At 35.8% G+C, this 21,720-nt stretch carries 19 protein-coding genes and 1 tRNA gene; 6 read left to right on the plus strand and 14 right to left on the minus strand.

Annotated features, from left to right (window positions below):
* Positions 1-27: 27 nt before the first annotated feature.
* Positions 28-585 (plus strand): DUF3575 domain-containing protein, encoded by a 558-nt coding sequence (locus RT228_RS11975; RefSeq protein ID WP_006258016.1) that lies wholly within the window; start codon positions 28-30, stop codon positions 583-585.
* Between the two features lie 71 nt (positions 586-656).
* Here RT228_RS11975 and RT228_RS11980 read toward each other — a convergent pair whose 3' ends face one another.
* The 6 genes from RT228_RS11980 to dut all read right to left on the minus strand — a co-directional run bounded on the left by RT228_RS11980 (position 657) and on the right by dut (position 6,547).
* Positions 657-2,204 carry an aldehyde dehydrogenase family protein gene (locus RT228_RS11980; protein WP_006258017.1) on the minus strand — a complete coding sequence of 516 codons (1,548 nt, stop codon included), beginning with the start codon at positions 2,202-2,204 and terminating at the stop codon, positions 657-659.
* Between the two features lie 85 nt (positions 2,205-2,289).
* A complete protein-coding gene (locus tag RT228_RS11985) occupies positions 2,290-2,823 on the minus strand; it encodes a 3-hydroxyanthranilate 3,4-dioxygenase (RefSeq protein ID WP_006258018.1) in 534 nt (177 codons plus the stop codon).
* Positions 2,824-2,838: 15 nt separating this feature from the next.
* Entirely contained in the window at positions 2,839-4,095 is a 1,257-nt protein-coding gene (locus tag RT228_RS11990; protein WP_006260416.1) for a murein hydrolase activator EnvC family protein, read from the minus strand.
* A gap of 23 nt (positions 4,096-4,118) precedes the next feature.
* Complete coding sequence (locus RT228_RS11995) at positions 4,119-4,904, minus strand: DUF4292 domain-containing protein (protein ID WP_006260415.1); 786 nt, start codon at positions 4,902-4,904, stop codon at positions 4,119-4,121.
* Between the two features lie 168 nt (positions 4,905-5,072).
* Positions 5,073-6,083 (minus strand): sugar nucleotidyltransferase, encoded by a 1,011-nt coding sequence (locus RT228_RS12000; protein ID WP_006260414.1) that lies wholly within the window; start codon positions 6,081-6,083, stop codon positions 5,073-5,075.
* A 26-nt stretch (positions 6,084-6,109) separates the two neighbouring features.
* Positions 6,110-6,547 carry a dUTP diphosphatase gene (dut, locus tag RT228_RS12005; protein WP_006260413.1) on the minus strand — a complete coding sequence of 146 codons (438 nt, stop codon included), beginning with the start codon at positions 6,545-6,547 and terminating at the stop codon, positions 6,110-6,112.
* Between the two features lie 439 nt (positions 6,548-6,986).
* Between dut and xseA the strand changes: the two genes are divergently transcribed.
* A complete protein-coding gene (gene xseA / locus RT228_RS12010; protein WP_006260412.1) occupies positions 6,987-8,468 on the plus strand; it encodes an exodeoxyribonuclease VII large subunit in 1,482 nt (493 codons plus the stop codon).
* A complete protein-coding gene (gene xseB, locus RT228_RS12015; RefSeq protein WP_006260411.1) occupies positions 8,435-8,629 on the plus strand; it encodes an exodeoxyribonuclease VII small subunit in 195 nt (64 codons plus the stop codon). The genes xseA and xseB overlap by 34 nt, the downstream gene beginning before the upstream one ends.
* A gap of 132 nt (positions 8,630-8,761) precedes the next feature.
* Here xseB and RT228_RS12020 read toward each other — a convergent pair whose 3' ends face one another.
* From RT228_RS12020 to RT228_RS12030, 3 genes are all read right to left on the minus strand, one after another.
* Positions 8,762-10,105 carry a mechanosensitive ion channel family protein gene (locus RT228_RS12020; RefSeq protein ID WP_006260410.1) on the minus strand — a complete coding sequence of 448 codons (1,344 nt, stop codon included), beginning with the start codon at positions 10,103-10,105 and terminating at the stop codon, positions 8,762-8,764.
* Positions 10,106-10,342: 237 nt separating this feature from the next.
* A complete protein-coding gene (locus RT228_RS12025; RefSeq protein ID WP_006260409.1) occupies positions 10,343-11,248 on the minus strand; it encodes a flagellar motor protein MotB in 906 nt (301 codons plus the stop codon).
* A gap of 31 nt (positions 11,249-11,279) precedes the next feature.
* On the minus strand, positions 11,280-12,044 hold the full coding sequence (locus RT228_RS12030) for an exodeoxyribonuclease III (RefSeq protein ID WP_006258027.1): 765 nt from the start codon (positions 12,042-12,044) through the stop codon (positions 11,280-11,282).
* A 194-nt stretch (positions 12,045-12,238) separates the two neighbouring features.
* Between RT228_RS12030 and RT228_RS12035 the strand changes: the two genes are divergently transcribed.
* Positions 12,239-14,074: a GNAT family N-acyltransferase gene (locus tag RT228_RS12035; protein WP_006260408.1), complete on the plus strand. Its 1,836-nt coding sequence runs from the start codon at positions 12,239-12,241 to the stop codon at positions 14,072-14,074.
* A 33-nt stretch (positions 14,075-14,107) separates the two neighbouring features.
* Here RT228_RS12035 and RT228_RS12040 read toward each other — a convergent pair whose 3' ends face one another.
* The 5 genes from RT228_RS12040 to serS form a co-directional block, all read right to left on the minus strand.
* A complete protein-coding gene (locus tag RT228_RS12040; RefSeq protein WP_006260407.1) occupies positions 14,108-15,052 on the minus strand; it encodes a 2-hydroxyacid dehydrogenase in 945 nt (314 codons plus the stop codon).
* Positions 15,053-15,076: 24 nt separating this feature from the next.
* Positions 15,077-16,429: a magnesium transporter gene (gene mgtE, locus RT228_RS12045; protein WP_006258030.1), complete on the minus strand. Its 1,353-nt coding sequence runs from the start codon at positions 16,427-16,429 to the stop codon at positions 15,077-15,079.
* Positions 16,419-17,198, minus strand: a complete 780-nt coding sequence (rsmA, locus tag RT228_RS12050; RefSeq protein ID WP_006258031.1) for a 16S rRNA (adenine(1518)-N(6)/adenine(1519)-N(6))-dimethyltransferase RsmA — start codon at positions 17,196-17,198, stop codon at positions 16,419-16,421. Before rsmA ends, mgtE begins: the two co-directional genes overlap by 11 nt.
* Before the next feature lie 7 nt (positions 17,199-17,205).
* Positions 17,206-17,520: a DUF4286 family protein gene (locus RT228_RS12055; protein WP_006258032.1), complete on the minus strand. Its 315-nt coding sequence runs from the start codon at positions 17,518-17,520 to the stop codon at positions 17,206-17,208.
* 106 nt (positions 17,521-17,626) lie between these two features.
* Complete coding sequence (serS, locus tag RT228_RS12060) at positions 17,627-18,898, minus strand: serine--tRNA ligase (protein ID WP_006260406.1); 1,272 nt, start codon at positions 18,896-18,898, stop codon at positions 17,627-17,629.
* A gap of 315 nt (positions 18,899-19,213) precedes the next feature.
* Between serS and rseP the strand changes: the two genes are divergently transcribed.
* The gene (gene rseP, locus RT228_RS12065; RefSeq protein WP_006258035.1) at positions 19,214-20,557 is read left to right on the plus strand and encodes an RIP metalloprotease RseP; all 1,344 of its coding nucleotides are present in this window, start codon (positions 19,214-19,216) and stop codon (positions 20,555-20,557) included.
* A gap of 90 nt (positions 20,558-20,647) precedes the next feature.
* Positions 20,648-20,721: transfer RNA gene (locus RT228_RS12070), tRNA-Asn, on the plus strand.
* Positions 20,722-21,720: the final 999 nt, after the last annotated feature.

The following is a 21,720-nucleotide window of genomic DNA, read 5'->3' on the forward strand; positions in this document are numbered from 1 at the left end:
TATATTTGTCACACACAATCTTGTTATATGAAGAAAATATATTTAGTACTATTACTCTTAGTAGGTACAGTAGGAGCTAGAGCACAGGCTGTTAATGAAGTAAAAGTGAATGTGTTTAATACACTTGCACTTGCATCAGTAGAAATCGGGTATGAGCACTTTATCGGGCACAACCAGTCGATAGGAGCTAATTTTAATATCAACGACCGTTTTTCTTACCACAAAGAAAAAGGAGGAAAGAACCAAAAGTTTAATACCAATAGTTTAGTTGTTAACTACAACTACTATTTTGGGTCAGGGAATGATGCACATGGCAGTGGTTATGTAGTATCTCCTTTCTTGAAATACCGTTTTGGAGATTTTAAAGAGAATCTATGGTCAGAAGCAGCAGATACATCTATCAGAACTAAAGTAGATATGAATAGCTTCATCTTTGGAGTAGGCTTCGGGTATAAGTGGGCTTTAGGAGACTCATTCACGATTCATCCTTTTGCAGATATTGCGAGAAACTTCAGTAGTGAAGTGAATGACAGATTCTCTGCTATTGAGTTTAATGCAGGGATTAACTTAGGATATAGATTCTAAACACCTAGATAATAGAATAAAATAGAGGGTGCTTACTAACTGTAAGCACCCTCTATTTTTATACATATAGACTAGAAGTCAAATTTAATACCTTGTGCTAATGGTAGCTCTGTACCATAGTTGATTGTATTCGTCTGTCTTCTCATATAAGCTTTCCACGCGTCTGACCCAGACTCTCTTCCTCCACCAGTCTCTTTCTCACCTCCGAATGCGCCTCCGATCTCAGCACCAGATGTACCGATATTCACATTAGCGATACCACAGTCAGAGCCTGCATGAGATAAGAATAACTCCATTTCTCTCATACTATTCGTGAAGATAGAAGAAGATAGCCCTTGAGGCACCCCGTTTTGCATAGCGATAGCCTCTTCGATATCTTTGTACTTCATGATGTATAAGATAGGTGCGAATGTCTCAGCCTGTATAATTTCGTAAGTATTCTTACCTTCTATGATACACGGTTTTACATAACATCCACTCTCATACCCAGCACCTTCTAGTACACCACCTTCTACGATGACCTTACCACCTTCAGCTTTTGCCTTTTCTATAGCGTCTAAGTAATCTTTTACAGCTGCTTTATCGATAAGTGGTCCTACGTGATTAGTAGCGTCTAATGGGTTCCCTATTTTTAATTGTGCATACGCCTTTTGTAGTACATCTACTGTTTTATCATATACGCTCTCGTGTACGATCAGCCTTCTCGTACTAGTACAGCGCTGTCCTGCAGTACCTACAGCTCCGAATACAGCCCCTACTAATACCATGTTGATATCAGCATGCTCAGATACGATGATAGCATTATTACCTCCAAGCTCTAGGATAGTATTACCGAAGCGTTCTGCTACAGTCTTAGATACATGTCTACCTATACGAGTAGACCCCGTGAATGACACTAGAGGGATTCTAGGATCCGTGTTGATTAGATCACCACACTCATTACCGATAACTAGGTTACATACACCTTCAGGGATATTGTTTTTCTTGAATACGCCAGCTACGATATTCTGACACGCTACACCACATAATGGTGTCTTAGAACTAGGTTTCCAGATACACACATCACCACATACCCATGCGATCATGGTATTCCAACTCCATACTGCTACCGGGAAGTTAAATGCAGAGATAACACCTACCACTCCGATAGGGTGCCACTGCTCATACATACGGTGCATAGGGCGCTCAGAATGCATCGTTAGTCCGTATAACTGACGAGATAGACCTACTGCGAAGTCACAGATGTCGATCATCTCCTGTACCTCACCTAGACCTTCTTGAAGGCTTTTTCCCATCTCGTATGATACTAGCTTGCCTAAGTATTCTTTTTTATTTCGAAGTTCTTCACCTATTTGTCTTACGATTTCGCCTCGTTTAGGAGCAGGTACTAGTCTCCAGCTTTTAAAAGCCTCCTCTGCAGTAGCCATTACTTTTTGGTAATCTTCTTTTGTAGAAGCTTTTACTTTTCCGATAAGTTGACCGTCTACAGGAGAATAAGATTCTATAATCCTACCGTTAGAAAAAGAGTTAAGACCTGTAGAAGAACCATTGTTCTCTGCCACGAGTCCTAATTTTTCTAATACTTCCGAAATACCAAATTGGTTATTAGATGTCGTCATTTGTTTTTTTATTTATAGTTTGTAATTGATTGTTACTTGCTAATATAAAAAAAAATTGACAGGGAGTGTAATGTACAGTAATCTACTATTCTACGAATTTTGCATCAGTAGGCATCACAGTCTGACAACACTTACAGGTTCTCAATTCTTCAGATGAGTAGAAATGTTTAAAATGAGGTAAGAAATCTTTCTCTATATCCGTCAATTCAAAATAGACTTCATATAATTTATGATTACAATTTTCGCAGAACCACATTAATCCATCTTTTGCCCCAGGGTCTTTTCTCTTTTTCTCTACCACTAGACCTACAGAGTTCTCTGTACGGATAGGTGAGTGAGGTACCTTAGCAGGTAGTAGATAAATGTCTCCTTCGTTTAAGGTAATGCGCTTGCGCTCGTTATTTTCTTGTATATCGATATAGATAGTTCCTTCTAGTTGAAAGAAGAACTCTTCAGCTTCATTATAGTGAAAATCCTTTCTAGCATTAGGGCCACCTACGACCATAATGATATAATCAGCTGCTTCAGGGTAAATATTTTTATTGCCAACAGGTGGTTTTAATAAATCTTTATTCTCTTTTACCCATTTAAATATATTGAATGATGACTGTGTACTCATAGTATGATATATGAATTAATTACTTCTGCTCAGCCAACTTTGTGGGTTATAGATATCTGTATTTCGAGACAGTAAGAACTTCAGCACCGTCTGACCATTACTATTCGTACTGATAGACCCGATGTCTTGTTTTAGACTTACTTTATCTCCTTTTTTCACAGATACATCACCTAAGTTTTGATAAACAGTTATATAATCTCCATGTTGTATTAAGACAGCTTTATTACCACCAGGTAATACCTGTACCTGAAGCACATCCCCTCCGAATACTGCTCTAGCTCTAGCGCCTGCCTCAGTAGTGATCTCTACACCACTATTGTGTATCGTCAGCTGAGTCTGTACAGGGTGAGGCTGATCTCCATAAGGTAGAGAGATATATCCTTTAGCTACTGGCCAAGGTAGTTTACCTTGATTTGCTCTAAAGTTATCTGCTACGATTTTCCCTTCTGGAGTAAGCTCAAAGGCAGTAGCAGACTTAGTAGAGGCAGTAGACTTAGTCGTCTTCTTACCTTCTTTAGCGGCTTTCTCTCTAGCGATACGGTTCGCTTCTTCAATCGCTTCTTTGATTAATTGCTTGATTTTTCTATCGATTGCCTTTGTCTCCTCTTGCTTTTGCTTGATGTGTTTGTTATACTTTTGCTGATCTTTTTGTACGATCGACATTAGGTTCTTTTGTTCTCCTAGATCCTCTTGTAAGTTCTTTTCGTTCTGTTGTTGTTCAGTAAGTAGCTTTTGCTGTTTTGCTTTTTGTGTACTTAGTCTAGCGAGTGCCTCTTTTAGAGATTCAGCCTTAGCCTTCACCTCATCTGCTTGAGATTTTCTATAGTCAGCATATTGCTTCATATACTGTACTCGTTTATAAGCTTGAAGGAAGTTATCTGATGATAATACGAACATCAGTCTACTTTGGCTAGACTTTGTTTTATATGATTTTAATACCAGATCAGCATAGTCTTTTCTAAGTTTAGCCAACTCTGCTTCTAGGGTATTAACCTCTTTTTCTGTTTTAGAGATATTGCTATTTGTTGCAGATATTTGTTTTTGAACATTGTTTATTAACTGTCTATTTAAGTTAATCTTACGGTTGTTCTCATCTATTTCTAATAGAATATTTCTCTCTTTCGTCTTTTCTTTTTTAAGTAAATCTTTGACAATATTTATCTCCACTAAGATTTGCTGCTTTCTACGCTCCAGTTGTTCTTGCGTTTCTTTCTTTTGCCCGTAAGCAAAAACAGTACATATTAATAATAAGGATAAATACGCTCGTCTCATTTGTAGATTACTTCTTGTTGATCTTATTGTTTTATTCCGACTTGTTTATAACCTGCTGGAACTTTGTAATTAAAGTTCAAGTTATCATTAAAAGTCACATTGTCATAACGAATGTTCAAATGTATGCTTTTTTCTTGTCTTGCATCTATATTTATTTCAGTAGGAGTCGTATATTTTCCCACTTTTTTATATTCTGGATACGAAATAGTGACAATTCTATTGCTAGATGCCTGAGATATCTCTTCTTTTTTCAATAATCCATTTTGGTCTTCGAAGAAATAAGCAGATTGAATATCTTCTTCTACCTTAGCTTTGATTTTGTGCAATCCTTCTTCTATAGATGCTTCATACTTATTAGTTCCTGACTGAGCATCTAGAGCCTGGCCTAATAACAGATTCTGAAACTTAGTATAGTTAAGGTCTGTACCTAGCCACTGGCTTAGCATACTGAAGTCTCCTTTGAAGAATACCTTATTCCACTTCTCATAGTACTGCACTCCTTCTGGAGTTACATATACCTTCGCTATCGGAATACCTATAAAGCGAATGTTCAGCAAGATCTGTTTATCCTTTTCGATAAAGATATCCATAGAGAACTTCTTAGACTCGTTATCTGCCTCATAAGACGCAGAAGAGCGAATAGCAGTGGTAGTGAAGTCTACTATTTGTTTATTGTGGTTGTTTAGAATCGTAAGCACAGTTTTAGCATTACTAGCCTCACTCTCGTCTAGTATACCATCCATGTTCTTCTTCTTACATCCTACGACTAGAAATAAAGTACATATAATAAGTAGGGATATCTTTTTCATAATTGTCTAAAACTATTTTATAGTAGCAAGATAGATAAAAAAAATCCGTTTTAAATAAAGTTTAAAACGGATTTAATATTTTAGAGCCTGTTCCTGTATTCAATAAGGATGCAGATATAGTCAAATAAATATATCAACAGAGTATACAGGCGACGTCTATATCATGATTTAGTCTAGTACAGAGTAGTCTCCGATACTGATACTCGTATGCTTACCGTCATAAGTAGCATGGTTACCCACCATAGCATTATCTAGATTTGCATTTTTGATCGTAGAGTTTGTTTGGATAAGACTGTTTTTGATGGTAGCATTTTCTACTTTACAGTTGTCTCCTAGAGATACATTAGGTCCTACAGTCGTATTCACTAATACTACATTTTCTCCGATATAACATGGACGGATGATCGTACTGTTCTCTAGCACTACATTACTAGATACATAGTTAGCGTTCTCTTGTTCTAAGAAACCTAGCATTCTATTATTCGTATCTACAGTTACATTTTTATTACCACAGTCCATCCACTCATCTACCTGACCAGGTACGAAGCGCATTCCTTTTTGCTTCATATTCTCTAGAGCGTCTGTTAGTTGGTATTCACCTCCTTTGATAATATTATTATCTAGTAAGTACTCTAATTCTTTGCGCAACGTTTCACCACTTTTAAAGTAGTAGATACCGATGATTGCTAGATCAGAGACGAACTCTTTAGGCTTCTCTACGAAATCTACGATGTCGTTTTTATCATTTAGTTGTACTACACCGAATGCGCTAGGATCTTCTACTTGTTTTACCCAGATAACGCTGTCAGCATCTTTCTCTAGGTTAAAGTCAGCGCGGAATAACGTATCTGCATACGCTACCACGATAGGTCCTTGCATTGCTTCTTTAGCACATAGGATAGCATGAGCAGTTCCTAGAGCTTCGTTTTGATAACATATAGTCCCTTTCGCTCCTAGTTTAGCAGCGATAGCGATTAAGTCTTCTTCTACTTTTTTTCCAAAGCTCTCGTGGATGATAAATGCAATCTCATCTATCGTATCGTTAAGAACTTTAGCGATGTCTTCTACTAATCGGTGTACAATAGGTTTCCCAGCGATAGGGATTAATGGTTTAGGAACAGTTAATGTGTGAGGACGAAGTCTAGACCCACGACCAGCCATTGGTACAATAATTTTCATTTTCTAATATCTTTATATTACAATATCTATTTTACTCCAGTACTCCCAAAACCTCCAGCACCTCTCTCTGTATCAGTAAGTACTTCTACAGGTTGCCATTGGATTTGTTCGTATTTAGCGATTACCATTTGAGCAATGCGTTCCCCGTTCTCTATCACGAAAGGTTCTTTTGACAGATTGACTAAGATAATACCTATTTCACCTCTATAATCAGCATCTATAGTACCAGGGCTATTTAGTAAGGTGATTCCTCTTTTTGCAGCTAATCCACTTCTAGGTCTGATTTGTGCTTCGTATCCCTCAGGTAGTTCTATAAATAGACCTGTAGGTACGATGGCTCTCTCTAGAGAGTTTAGCGTGATAGATTCTTCTAAGTTCGCTCTAAGATCCATCCCCGCAGACTGATTCGTCTCATAATTCGGCAATGAATGTTTAGATTTATTGATGATTTTTACGGTAGTCATATCTATTTTTTAATGGTTAACAAAGATAAAAAAGTTATACTGATTAAAAGAACATTATGCGATTAAGTATGAGTGTGATATTGTGTTTTTTATGTTTTTATAGGGGTGGTCGGCTTGTGGTCGGCATTTGATGGGCATGTGGTCGGCTAAAAAGTGCTATAAATAAGCCGACCACCTACCGATCAATAGCCTAGCAAATAATGATCACAAGGACTAGACTCAAAGAATGAAGTTATAATCCTGCTGAAATGAGGAGATGTAAATAAGGAGTTGTTATAAATTATAGCAATTCTGATCGATAAGGCACTTTAGATTCTTTTCGGAGCTATTTTTGTGCTATTCATAAATGTAATAACGAGAGATGATGACCATAGATTTCGTTTAGATATCTTAATAAAGATTGTATTTTTGGTCTAAAGAGTTTCTAGATTTTAAACAGATGTATATAGACAATAAGTATTATCGACTGAGCACTATCCTCTATAGAGTGAAGGATATAGTAGATAAGGCTATATCGAATAACTACTTTTGGTTAAGGGCAGAGATAGGTCAACTAAAAGAAGACCGAAAGGGACATCTCTATCTAGAACTCGTAGAGCACAAAGATGGAGTAGTATTAGCTAAGTGTCGTGCGAATATCTGGCAATCTAATGCCTATGTGATTAAAAAAACCTTAGGGGAGAATGCGAATGAGATACTGAAGAATGGGGCTGAGATCATGTGCTATTGCGAAGTCACGTTTAGTAATCTATACGGGATGTCTATTAATATACATCAGATAGACTTGTCATACTCATTAGGAGAAGTAGAACGCATAAAGCAGGAAAATCTAAGAAAGCTAGTAGAGCAGGGATATCATCAGAAGAATAAAGAACTGTATCTACCTGCTGTGCTTCAACGCATAGCCTTAGTAAGTTCTAAAGGGACAGCGGGGCATGCCGATTTTATAAAACAACTAGAGGAGAACGAGTATAACTTCGTCTATCATCTAGATCATTATGACTGTCAAGTGCAGGGTGATGGGGCTGTAGCGTCTATACAAGAGGCGCTGAGTGAGATAGAGGCAGATATGTATGATGTGATTGTACTGATTAGAGGGGGAGGATCTGCGCTAGACTTAGATGTGTTTAATCACTACGAGTTAGCAGTGACGCTAGCAACGAGTCATACACCAGTATTTACTGGGATAGGGCATGAGACTGATAGTTCGTTAGCTGACTTTGTAGCTAATCGCTATTTTAAAACGCCGAGTGCCGTAGCGGCTTATATCGTGGAGCGAACTGCTCTGTTCTATACGGATATCAGTAGGATGTATGAAGGCATTATGCAATCTTATAAACAGCATATCACTGTAGAACAGCATAAACTAGAAGTAGCAGAGAAGGAGATAAGGTTATATGGAGTGGCACAAGCCAAACAAAAAAAGCAAGAACTAGGTACGTTATCTAATAGACTGATAACAGAGGTGAGAAAACGCCTTCATACAGAAGAGTCGTTTATAGAGAGTGCGACGCAGTCTATCTCCTATCGGGCTCAACGCATAACAGGTAAAGAAAATCAGACGCTAAAAGAAAAAACGAAGCTAGTCGCTTATTTAGCACAACAATGTATCGATGTACATCAACAACAACTGAATACTTCACTTGAGAAATTAGTATATCAGGCAAAAGGGCAGTTGAAGAAAGAACGTGTACGATTAGTTACCTTCGAAGAGATTACGACAGCGTATGACCTGAGTTCTATTCTAAGGAAAGGGTTTGCGATCGTGATGCACAATGGGCAACTGTTGAATGAACACAAAGAATTAAATATAGGAGATGAGCTAGAGATAGCGATCTATAATAAGAAGTATAGAATTATATTAGCAGAAATAAAAGAAGTGAAGCAATGGAACAACTTACTTATGAAAAAGCCGCTTTAGAATTAGAAGCAATTCTGAATGATTTAAAGAATGATGAAGTCACAGTAGACGAATTAGCGAGTAAAGTAGAGCGCGCATCTAAACTAATAGTGTTCTGTAAAGAGAAACTCACAACTACAGAACAACAAGTAGAAGGCATTATAGAGAAACTAGGACTATAAAATAAGAACACGATCATAGAGATACTCCATGACCGTGTTCGTCGTATGTAGTTTACTATATTATAGTCTTTCTTTCATGTCTAAGAGAAGACAGGCTATAGCGACCTGTTATAATCATGGTAATAAGTATCCTTAGTTACCAAACGAATCATGATTAGTCATGCTGTTCTGTAGGAAATGTCGTACATCATCAGAAGAAGGCAACTCATATACATCTAGGTGAAAATAATCTACAGCGGCTAATATGTGGTCGAATATGTCTGCCATGATATTCTCATATACTGCCCACACAGTGGTATTCGTGAAGGTGTATATCTCTATCGGTAGCCCGTGCTCTGTAGGTTGTAAGTGCCTTACCATAAGATGATATTCTTTGTGAATATTAGGGTTCTGTTCTATATACCTCGTCACATAAGCTCTGAACATTCCTATATTTGTTATTCTACGTCCGTTGATAGGCATAGATTGATCAGCTTGTGTTCTCTCGTTGTATTCTTCTATTTCTTTTTGACGCTCTTCTATATACGGAGCTAATAGTTGTATCTTTTTAAGTAGTTCTATCTCATCCTTCTCTAGATAGCGGATAGAAGAGATTTTAATATTGATACTTCTCTTAATCCTTCTACCTCCAGAAGTTTGCATACCTCTATAGTTTTTAAACGAATCACTGATTAGAAGGTGAGTCGGTATGGTGGTGATTGTCTTGTCAAAGTTCTGCACCTTCACCGTACTTAGGTTCATCTCTAGTACTGTACCATCTGCACCATACTTCGCCATCTCTATCCAGTCTCCTACGCGTACCATATCATTAGAAGAAACTTGAATACTCGCTACGAATCCCATAATAGTATCTTTAAACACTAATAAAAGAATAGCAGAGGCAGCTCCTAATGAGATTAAGAATTTGATAGGGTCTGTACCTGTGATGATAGAGAATATAATAATCCCTGAGAAGAAATAGACTAGTATACTAGATACTTGTGCGTAGCTATCTAGAGGTTTGTCTGCTAGACGTGGCTTGCTCTTTAGATAATCGCGGGTACTGCGTATAGTAGATCTAATCACTAAGGTCAGAGCCACTGTGACTAAGATATCTGTCAAAGACATCACAAACTTCGTTAGGTTCGGAAAGCCTAAAAAGAATATCGGAAATAAGATTTTCGCTAAGGCAATCGGAATTAAGTGTGTGACATTGTGAAAGAATTTATTTTCTACTAATAAGTCATCGAACGTCGTTTTAGTCTTAGAACTAAAAGTCTTTACTAAGACAATAAAAAAGTTCTTTAGAATATAATCTAAAATGAACATACAGATTGTAAAGGACGTTAGTAATAGAATAGCTGTCACCACATGGGTAGCATATTCTGATAGACCTAAGAAGTCTAGCAGGTTGTAGAACCACTGATATAGTCCGTTGAAATCTTCTGTATTGATAATAGTGTTAATATTAGTAACTAGATAGTTATTAATCATCATGTAATTATGGCTTTTATATTTATAGCTCTTTTAATATAAGCATTATAGCAGACAAATACAAATGAGTACTGCTAATGTGTGTGAAAAGTAATTAATTTTTTAGAGAAATCACTTAAGAAAAGTATAAACTGTTGAAAAAACAGGTGAGTCTGAAGAGAGTGTATTGTCATGATGTAAAAAAAGGCGAAATGCTTAACATCTCGCCTTTTAGTGGGTATTTTATATTTTCTTTTAATGCTATAATTGATTCAGCATAGAGTTGATTTTATCCAGATTAGGAGTTAGGATAACTTCTATACGTCTGTTCTTCGCTTTGCCTTCAGCAGTGGTGTTACTTGCTAGCGGAGCATATTCACTTCTACCTGCAGCTGTAAGATTTCTCTTATCTATCTGAGGCGTTTGCTCTAGAATAGACACGATAGTTAAAGATCGTTTAGTAGATAAGTCCCAATTGGTCTTCACTCCATCTCCTAGATTACCTAATATCTTATCATTATCTGTATGCCCTTCTATCAGTACTGTGATATCAGGGTTATCAGCTAATACCTTGCCTAGCTCTACTACTGCCTCTTTTCCTTCATCACTGATCGTCCAACTACCAGATTTAAATAACAATTTGTTTTCCATAGAGACATAGACACGTCCATTTTTTTGTTCGATGGTCAGTCCTCTTCCTTCGAATGCGTTTAGGGCATTAGATAAGTTGTCTTTTAGGGTACGCATCTGCTTATCATTAGCCGCTAAGATACTCTCTAGCTCAGCTACACGTCTTGATTTCTCTTCTAGTTCCGTTTTGGCTTTAGCTAGTCTAGCAGCCTCTGCTTTTAGTGTTTCTTCACTGTGCTTCTCTAGATTGTTATAAGAGCTTTCTAGGTCTCTTAGTTTGTTCTGTGCAGCGGCTATCTCAGCATTAAGATTACTTCTCTCTTGTTGAAGTTCTTTTAACTGAGCAGCTAGTTGTCTTTTGATATTTTCTAAGTCTGTATTAGAACTATTCATCAGGTCTAATTCACTACTTAGCTGTTCGTTTTCGGCTAACGCATCTTTGTATTGTTGGTCTAGTTCATTGTATAACTTGCGTGTCACACATGATGATAACATGGTAAGCGCTAATAAGCCTAGGCTAATCTTTTTAATTGACATAGTTTGTTGTTTTATGAGGGAAAAATAGGGGTTATGCGTCTATCTCTACGAGTATTGGGCAGTGATCAGAGTGCTTTACATCAGGTAGTATAGTCGCGTGTTTTATCTTGCTTCTCATATTCTCTGTCACTAAGTGATAGTCTATTCTCCACCCTTTATTATTATTACGAGCATTCGCTCTGTATGTCCACCAGCTGTAGTTATGTGGCTCTTGGTTGAACATACGGAAGCTGTCTATAAACCCATTGTTGATAAATTTGTCTAACCATGCACGTTCTTCTGGTAAGAAACCTGATACTTTAGCATTGCGCACAGGGTCATGGATATCGATAGCTTGGTGACAGATATTATAGTCTCCACAGATCACTAGGTTAGGAATCTCTTTCTTTAGGTTATCGATATAGTTGAAGAAGTCATCCATATACTGATATTTAAAGTCTAGTCGCTCTATATTAGAAGCAGACGGTAGGTATAGAGACATCACAGAGATATCGTCATAATCTACTCTTAAGTTTCTACCTTCGAAATCCATATAGTCTATACCTGTTCCGAATACTACGTTCTTAGGTTCTTGTTTACACAAGATAGCTACTCCACTATAACCAGCTTTCTGAGCAGAATAATAGTATTGGTATGGATATCCAGCAGCTAGTATATCCGCTACAGGTATTTGATCTTCTTTTGCTTTTATTTCTTGTAGACATATAATGTCTGGATTCTCTTCTTGAATCCATTCTATAAATCCTTTGTTTATAGCAGCACGTATTCCATTTACGTTATACGAGATTATCTTCATATAAAATGAGTATGTAGTTTAAAAAATCAAAAATATAAAAAATATATTTTTTGATTTAATATCTTATCTTTGTTTTAATCAGTTATTTATACATTTTGTAATTTCTTTTTTATGAATTATAGTACTAGTCTGATAAAATAAAATGGAATAGCTGAAGATTTTAGTATATTTGTATTACTTAATTTTGAATTTTAATGGGGTTAGTAACGGCGAAAGAAGTAGCAAAGGCAATTAACGTAGATAAGTATGGTTTTCTAGGAACCTTTACGGGGTGGATGTTGATGAAGGCGCTTAAAATCACTACGTTAAATAAAATTTACGACCGCAATAAGCATTTGTCTAATCTAGATTTTTTAAATGCTATCTTAGAAGAATTTCAAATAGAATTTGAAATAGATCCAGAAGAACTTAAGAGACTGCCTAAGAAAGGGCCTTATATAACTATTTCTAATCATCCATTAGGAGGAATAGACGGTATTCTATTGCTTAAACTGATGTTAGAGCATGATCCTGATTTTAAAATTATCGCTAACTTTTTATTACATCGCATAAAGCCATTAAAGCCTTATATTATGCCTGTAAATCCTTTTGAAAACAATAAGGATGTTAAATCAAGCGTTATAGGATTAAAAGATACTTTAAGACATTTAAGTGATGGAAAGCCTTTAGGAATTTTCCCTGCTGGGGAAGTGTCTACGTATAAAGATGATAAACTTATCGTAGATAAACCTTGGGAAGAAGGAGCGATTAAGCTGATAAAGAAAGCAAATGTACCTGTAGTACCTATTTATTTTCATGCAACAAATAGTAAGTTATTCTATTTCTTGTCTCAAATAAATCCTACGTTGCGTACAGCTAAACTGCCTTCTGAACTATTGACTCAAAAAAATAGAGTGATCAAAGTAAGGATAGGTAGACCGATATCAGTAGAAGAACAAAGTGAACACTATGATATAAATGATTATGGTAATTTCCTGCGTTTTAAAACATACTTATTGTCGAATGCATATAAGGATGAAGATATACGTAAATGGATTAAAGTACCTTCATTTAATTTCAAATTACCAAAAAGCGTGAAAGATATTATTGAGGCACAGCCAGTAGAGAAGATTTTAGAAGAGATTAATACGCTGAGAGAAGGTGATTATAGATTATTACAGAGTAAGAATTACGAGATATTCTTGTGTAAATCAGATCTAATACCAACGATTCTAACAGAATTAGGACGTTTAAGAGAAATTACGTTTAGACAAGTAGGAGAGGGAACGAATAATGAATTGGACTTAGATCAATACGATAAGTATTATCACCATATGTTCTTATGGGATAATGATACTCAACAGATTTGTGGAGCATACCGTATGGGATTGGGAACAGAGATTTATAAGAAATATGGAATCAATGGGTTCTATTTAAATGAGTTGTTCCGCTTTGAGTCTGAGTTATATCCGATGATGTCTCAGTCTATAGAGATGGGTAGAGCTTTTATCATTAAAGAGTATCAACAAAAACCAATGCCTCTATTCTTATTGTGGAAAGGTATTGTACATACTACATTGAGATATCCTGAACACAAATACTTAATCGGTGGAGTGAGTATTAGTAATCAGTTCTCTGATTTCTCTAAATCATTAATGATTGAGTTTATGAGATCACACTATTTTGATCCTTATATCGCTCAGTACGTCACTCCTAAGATGGAATATAAAGTAAATCTTAAGGATAGTGAGAAAGATTTGATTTTTAGTGAGACAGATTCTGATTTAAATAAATTCGATAAGATCATTGAGGATGTAGAACCAGGAAAGTTAAGATTGCCTGTATTAATTAAAAAATACATTAAGCAGAATGCAAAGGTGATCGCTTTTAATGTCGATCCATTGTTTAATAATGCAATAGATGGTCTGATGTATATCAAGATTGCTGATCTACCAGAAAGCACAGTGAAACCTGTAATGGAAGAATTCGAAGCTGAACTTGAAAGAAAGATTCAAGAAGAAAATAACAAAAGCGAAAAGCAACAGTCATAAAAAAGGAGTTTCTATTGAAACTCCTTTTTGTTTTTAGTATAGTAATTTGATTTTGTCTATAATCGTTTGCGCTAGTTTTTCTTTGCTTTCTATAGTCCATCCTCCGATATGAGGGGATAGTAATACATTCTTAGCTTGTATCAAGTATTGCATAGGTTCAGGAAGAGTGTTATCAGAGAACATATTCTCGAAAGAAGACTTCTCGTACTCTAATACGTCTAATGCAGCACCTCTTACTTTACCAGACTTTAAAGCTTCGACTAGATCTGTAGTATTGACAGACTTCCCTCTAGCTGTATTTATAAACCAGAAAGGCTTTTTGAATCCTTGGATTAGTTCCTTGTTGATGAGATACATAGTCTCCGGTGTCTGTGGAGTATGTAGGCTTAGGATATCAGCTCGTTCCTGTAACTCTGCTAAACTTACTTGTTTTGCATAGGCATTCTCTAGTCCTTCTCTGATATCGTGGAAGATTACTTCACAGTCAAACCCTTGTAAGCGTTTGGCAAAAGCATTTCCCATATTTCCATAGCCTATAATACCTACTGTTTTACCTTCTATCTCATGTCCTCTGTTTCCTTCTCTAATCCAGATTCCTTGTCTTACTTCTTGGTCAACTAAGTTGAGTTTATTCATTAGGCTTAGTAGCATCCCTAAGGCGTGTTCTCCTACTGCAGTTCTATTACCTTCTGGAGCAGCGATAAGCGCTATACCTTTAGTCTCTGCATATGCACAGTCTATATTCTCTAGTCCTGCACCGACACGTCCAATGAACTTTAAGTTAGTTGCTTTCTCTAAAAAAGATTGATCAATAGAAAAGCGACTTCGGATAATGATACCTTCATATTCGTGTATGCTTTCTGCTATTTCTTCTTTACTAGCAGTGTAGTTTTCTACATTTTCGTATCCTAGTTCTGCTAGTTGTGTAATCATTAAAGGATGATTACTATCTATATGTAATACTTTCTTAGTGTTCATGGTTGTGATGTAGCTTTAAATAATCTAGAAACCTAAAATAACTTTTGCAATTGAAAAGTAAATTAAGATTCCAAAGATATCATTACTTGTAGTGATAAAAGGTCCTGTTGCTAAAGCGGGGTCTATACCATATTTATTCAGTAAGATCGGTACAAAGGTACCGATAAGACTAGCGATGATTATTACACTAATCAGCGCTATAGATACAGTGATACCTATGATGTAATCTACTCCTAATAAGAAGTGACTTCCTAGCATCATCAGAATAGCAAGTAAGAAACCATTCAGTAAACTAAGCGTTACTTCTTTTCCTAATCGTTTCCATATAGATCCAGTGATAGAGTTATTAGCTAGTCCTTGTACGATAATAGCAGAAGATTGAACTCCAACATTACCTGCCATAGCCGCAATAAGAGGGGTGAAGAAGAATAGTACACCAAACTTCTCCATAGCTCCTTCAAAACTTCTAGATACATTAACAGCTACGAATCCACCTATCATGGCTAATATTAACCAAGGTAATCTAGCTCGTGTCAGCATAAGGATACTGTCATTAGCCTCTACGTCTTGAGAAATACCTGCTGCTAATTGATAATCTTTATCTGCTTCTTCTTTAATAACGTCTACGATGTCATCTATGGTAATACGACCTACTAACCTTCCCATTTCATCTATAACAGGAATGGCTTCTAAGTCATACTTCTGCATAATACGAGCTACCTCTACATCTTTTGTATCTACTTTTACTGAGTCTACATTTCTAATATAGACATCACTAATATGTGTAGTAGTAGAAGAGGTAAGAAGGTCTTTTAGTGACAGTCTTCCTTTTAGTCTACCTTCATTATCTATTACATAGATAGAATGTACTCTAGATACGTGCTCAGCCTGTTTGCGCATTTCTTTGACACAAGTAAGCACTGACCAATTTTCATTGACAGAGACATACTCTTTGGCCATTAGTCCCCCTGCAGTGTCCTCGTCATAACGCAATAGTTCAACGATGTCCTTTGCATGCTCTAAATCTTCCAGCTCAGAAAGAACCTCTTCCTTCTTAGATTCTGGTAATTCAGAGATAATATCAGCAGCGTCATCCGTGTCTAATTCGTCTAACTCCTCTGCAATTTCTTTTGGAGATAGCGTTTTTAAGATCTTTTCACGGACATCTTCATTTAATTCTAAAAGGATTTCTGCTGTTACTTCACTATCTAATATATCGAATATGTATATCGCTTCTTCTCCAGAAAGCTCATTCATAATCTCTGCTATATCGGCATAGTGTAAATCTTTAAGAATTTCTAATAATTCCTTTTCATTCTTTTCAGCGATTAAATCTTCGAATTGTTGTAAAGATTCTCTACTGATTTTAAACTCCATAGGCTTCTATTTTCTTTGTTAGTTCTATAAATTCTTTATAGTCTAATTGTTCTGGTCTTAAATTAAATACTTCTTCGGATCTTATTTCCTCTGGCAAGTTAAAGCTTTTTAAGCTGTTGCGTAATGTCTTTCTTCTCTGATTAAAGGCAGTTTTTACTACTGTAAAGAATAATTTCTCACTACAAGGTAGACTGTAATCTTCTTTACGGATCATACGCATTACTCCTGACTTTACTTTTGGAGGTGGGTTAAATACGTGTTCGTCTACAGTGAACAAATATTCTGTTTCATAGAATGCTTGTGCTAATACTGAAAGTATACCATAAGCTTTAGTTCCTTTTTTCTCACAGATACGTTCTGCTACTTCTTTTTGGAACATCCCTGAGAACTCAGGGATATAGTCTCTTAGTTCTAATGCTCTAAACACGATTTGTGTAGAGATATTATAAGGGAAGTTACCGATTACAGCGAAAGGCTCTTGATTAAAAGCACGTACTATATCGAATTTTAGAAAGTCTTGTGCGAATATATGGTCGTGTAGTTTGTTATAATGAGCATGTAGATAATCTACAGACTCTGTATCTATTTCTACTACGAATGTTTCTATCGGTTTGTCTAATATATATTTGGTTAGAACTCCCATACCTGGACCAATCTCTAATACCTTCTTATATCCTTCTAATGTCAAGGTATCAGCGATTCTCTTTGCGACACTTTCGTCAGTTAAGAAATGCTGACCTAAGTGTTTTTTTGCTCTTACTTTATCCATGGTTATCTTATTGATGTTCGCTGATTAATTCTAGTTCTGTTTTAAATGTTAGCATAAGCTCACCAAAAAGCCGTTTAGCCTCGTTCTCAAAACGATCAAAGTCTTCTTTATAGAACTGATCTAGTAACTCTTTACTCTGTGTTTCGAATTGAATAGAATAAGTTTTTCCTCCCATTTCTTCTTCGATGAGTACTTTGACAATTTTAGCTTTGTCAAACTTTCCAGTTGCTAATATTCCTGGTATATAAGCGTTTTTTGTCCATTGCATCCATACGTCATGTGCGCTTTCATGAATGTTGACTGTGATATTATATATGATCATAATTTTAATTACACTGAATGAATTATTTTTTGCAAAGATAAAAAAAGCACCAAATGTCTTATTTCGAATATTTGGTGCTTTTTGTTTATAAGGTTATTGGTGTTAATTAGTCGATAATATCAAATCCTGTGTAAGGGCGTAAAACTTCTGGAATTACGATTCCTTCTGGTGTTTGATAGTTTTCTAAGATACCTGCTAGTACACGAGGTAATGCTAATGAACTACCATTTAAAGTATGTGCTAATTGGTTTTTACCATCTTTATCTCTGAATCTTAATTTCAATCTATTCGCTTGGAATGTCTCGAAGTTAGATACAGAACTAATTTCTAACCATCTGTCTTGTGCTGTAGAGAACACTTCGAAGTCATAAGTAAGAGCTGATGTGAATCCCATATCTCCACCACATAATCTTAAGATTCTATATGGAAGTTTAAGGTCGTTCAATAGTCCTTTAATATGTTCTACCATTCCGTCTAATGCTTGATAAGAATTATCAGGGTGTTCGATACGTACGATTTCTACTTTGTCAAATTGGTGAAGGCGGTTAAGACCTCTTACGTGTGCTCCATAAGATCCCGCTTCTCTACGGAAACATGGTGTATAAGCTGTACACATAATAGGTAACTCTGTCTCTTGTAAGATAACATCTCTAAAGATATTAGTCACAGGAACCTCTGCTGTTGGGATTAAGTATAAATCGTCAACTGTACTGTGATACATTTGTCCTTCTTTATCTGGCAATTGTCCTGTACCGTATCCTGATGCCTCATTGATTAAGTGAGGAACTTGATACTCTCTATATCCTGCATCTGTATTTTTGTCTAAGAAGTAAGAGATTAACGCACGTTGTAGACGAGCACCTTTACCTTTATATACAGGGAAACCTGCTCCAGTGATTTTGTTCCCTAGTTCAAAGTCAATGATGTCATATTTCTTTGCTAATTCCCAGTGCGGTAAAGCACCTTCGTGTAGTGTAGGTACTTCTCCTGCTTCGAATACATTTAAGTTATCATCAGCATCTTTACCAGCAGGTACAATATCTGTTGGTACGTTTGGTATAGTGTATAACTTCTCTGTTAATAATGCAGATACATTATTAAGTTCTTCAGTTAATTGTTTGCTTTGGTCACGTAAGTTTGATGTTTTCTCTTTGATGATTTCAGCTTTTGCTTTTTCACCACTTTTCATCAACTCCCCGATGCTTTTGGATAGTTTGTTCGATTCTGCTAATACATTGTCTAATTCCACCTGTGTGCTTCTTCTTTTCTCATCTAATTCAAGCACTTCTTTTAGCAAATCGGCAACATCAAGATTTCTTTTGGCTAATCCTTTAACCACTTGCTCTTGATTTTCTCTAATAAAAGCTATCTGTAACATATTATAAATATTAATTGTAAAGCAAAGTTAGAAAATACTTTTCTATTAGCAGCTATTTTACGTACCTCTTTATAAGTTTTGTAGAACATTATGCACTTTATTTGGTAGTTTATTAGCTTTTCTAAATAATAATTTAATAAATAGAATTACTTTAGAATAATATGTGAAGTGCTTTTTAGCTTTATTACACTTTGTTTATCTTGTTATTTATGTGAAAGAATTGATAATTTAAGCCTTGATTTAAAAAAAAGTGAGATTAGTTAAAGTAATATTTTACTTTTGTCTGAATAATATTAGAGTCTGTAAAAAATAAAAATGGATATACTTATTAAATTATCTCAATTCTTATTGAGTTTGTCGTTGTTAATTATCTTACACGAGTTAGGGCATTTTATTCCTGCTAAACTTTTTAAAACACGTGTCGAGAAGTTTTACTTATTTTTTGATGTTAAGTTTTCTTTGTTTAAAAAGAAGATAGGAGATACTGTTTATGGTATTGGGTGGTTGCCATTAGGAGGGTATGTAAAAATATCTGGTATGGTGGACGAAAGTATGGATACAGACCAATTAGCTGGTGAGCCACAACCTTGGGAGTTTAGATCTAAACCTGCTTGGCAACGTTTGATCATTATGTTAGGTGGAGTTACGGTGAACTTTATTTTAGCCTTTGTTATCTATATTGGTATGGCTTATGCGTATGGTGAGTCATATATAGCTAATAAAGATGTAAAGAGTGGAATCTGGGTTCAGAATCCTATCTTAGAAGACGCTGGTCTAAAAACGGGAGACAAGGTATTAAAGGTTGATGGAAAGGAGATTGTGAAGTTTAATAGTCTGCCAGAGGCAATCCTTATGGGGAAAGATATCGAGGTAGAGCGTGCTGGTGTTGTAGAGCATGTACAGTTGCCAGTTGACTTTTTGGGACAAATCACAGAGAATAAAGGAAATGGTTTCATAGGATTGCGTATTCCTTTTATTGTAGCAGGATTTGGTGAAAACTCTATTAATGAAGGTACATTAATGGTTAAAGATATTGTGAAGTCTATTAATGGGGTAGAAACACCTTTCTTTGATATGGTAAGCAATGTGTTAGAAGAAAACAAAGGAAAGACTGTTGCTGTTGTAGTGAATCGCGATGGAAAAGATACGACTGTTGATGTAAAGGTAAATCAAGAAGGTAAGATAGAGACATATTATGCTCCTGCTTTGCCATTTGATAATTTACAAAAACTTGGACTATATGAGATAAGTAGAGAGCAATACTCTTTAGCAGAAGCTATTCCTGCGGGGTTACACATGGGGAAAGATAGAATCATGAGTTATTTCGGACAGTTAAAGAAAATTGTACAACCTGAGACAGGTGCTTATAAAGGAGTAGGAGGGTTTAAAGCGATTTATGATATCTTCCCTCAGTTCTGGAGCTGGCAAGTGTTCTGGAGTATTACAGCGATGTTATCTATCATGTTAGGGGTTATGAACTTATTACCAATCCCTGCTTTAGATGGTGGGCATGTTATCTTTTTATTGTACGAGATGATCTCTGGAAGAAAGCCAAGTGATAAATTCTTGGGTAACGCTCAGATGGTAGGATTCTTCATACTTATTGCATTATTGTTATTCGCGAATGGGAATGATATTTATAAGGCAATTTTTAATTAGATGAAAAAAATATAAAAAAAATGCTTGTTGTGTTTGCAGAAATGAAAAATCGTATTATATTTGCATCGCAATAAAGGTAAGACATCACCTTCCTCCTTAGCTCAGTTGGTTAGAGCATCTGACTGTTAATCAGAGGGTCCTTGGTTCGAGCCCAAGAGGGGGAGCAGAGAAGCCAGTCATTGACTGGCTTTTTTCTTATAACCGTTTAGGTTATGGAATTTTAAAAACAAGAATACAAGTAAAGAAATTTACTTTTTAAGGGGATTTGAAAAGCGATATCGAATAGGTATCGCTTTTCGCTTTTCTAGAATATCTGTGATATACTATATATTAAGGTATATAAGAGAATGATTGTTCATTGCTTGAATCCTTTAAAGAAGAAAAATAATTATAGAATAGAGCTCTTGTCAGTAGGCAAGAGCTTTTTTCATTAAAGAATGTATTACCTACAGCCTTAGTCTATATAGTCTAGGGCTTTTTTATTGTCATCATAAGTTAACCCCCTTCAAGAGTGCGACAAGACCTCTTCAATATTGCTTCAAGAAAGAGGTGCTCAGATAGAGCAATCTTGGAGAAATGTTGAAGCAGTGTTGAAGCGGTGTTGAAGAAGTAGGCATAAAGGCTTGCTATTACTGGGATACAGAAGTGTTTTGGCTTTAGAAAGATAATACTGGTAATTTACTTTACTTTTTGATAGACAATTGTTTGTGAGGGTAAGTGCTCAATGTGAGAATAAAAAAAGCGTGTTAGTTTTTCTTCAAAACAAGGATATAGCTACTTTATAATGAACTTTTCTTCAAAAAACACACACCTATATAAGTAGATCAACTACAAAAAAGTAGATAAAACACCTCTATATAGGATAAAGTAACATCTATAAATAGAGAGAAAGGTTGTAATAAGGCATATTCTCAATTATTACATATATATAATAGAGTACAATATTGAGTACTGCTCTTTACGTATATATAGTATAGAGACGCCATAAGGCTATAACCTTTAAAAAAAGACAAAAAAACTTTCACTCGTAAAAGGTGGTATAATAATGAGTTATGAAATACTTTTCAAAAACATTGAAAAAAAGGCAAAGATAAGTTTGGAAGTAAGAGAAAAGATACTACTTTTGCATCCGCATTAGAGAAGTGATAACGACTCTAGAGGCA

Origin of the sequence: Myroides sp., assembly GCF_032073645.1 — a bacterium.
Classification (GTDB): Bacteria; Bacteroidota; Bacteroidia; order Flavobacteriales; family Flavobacteriaceae; genus Flavobacterium; species Flavobacterium odoratimimum.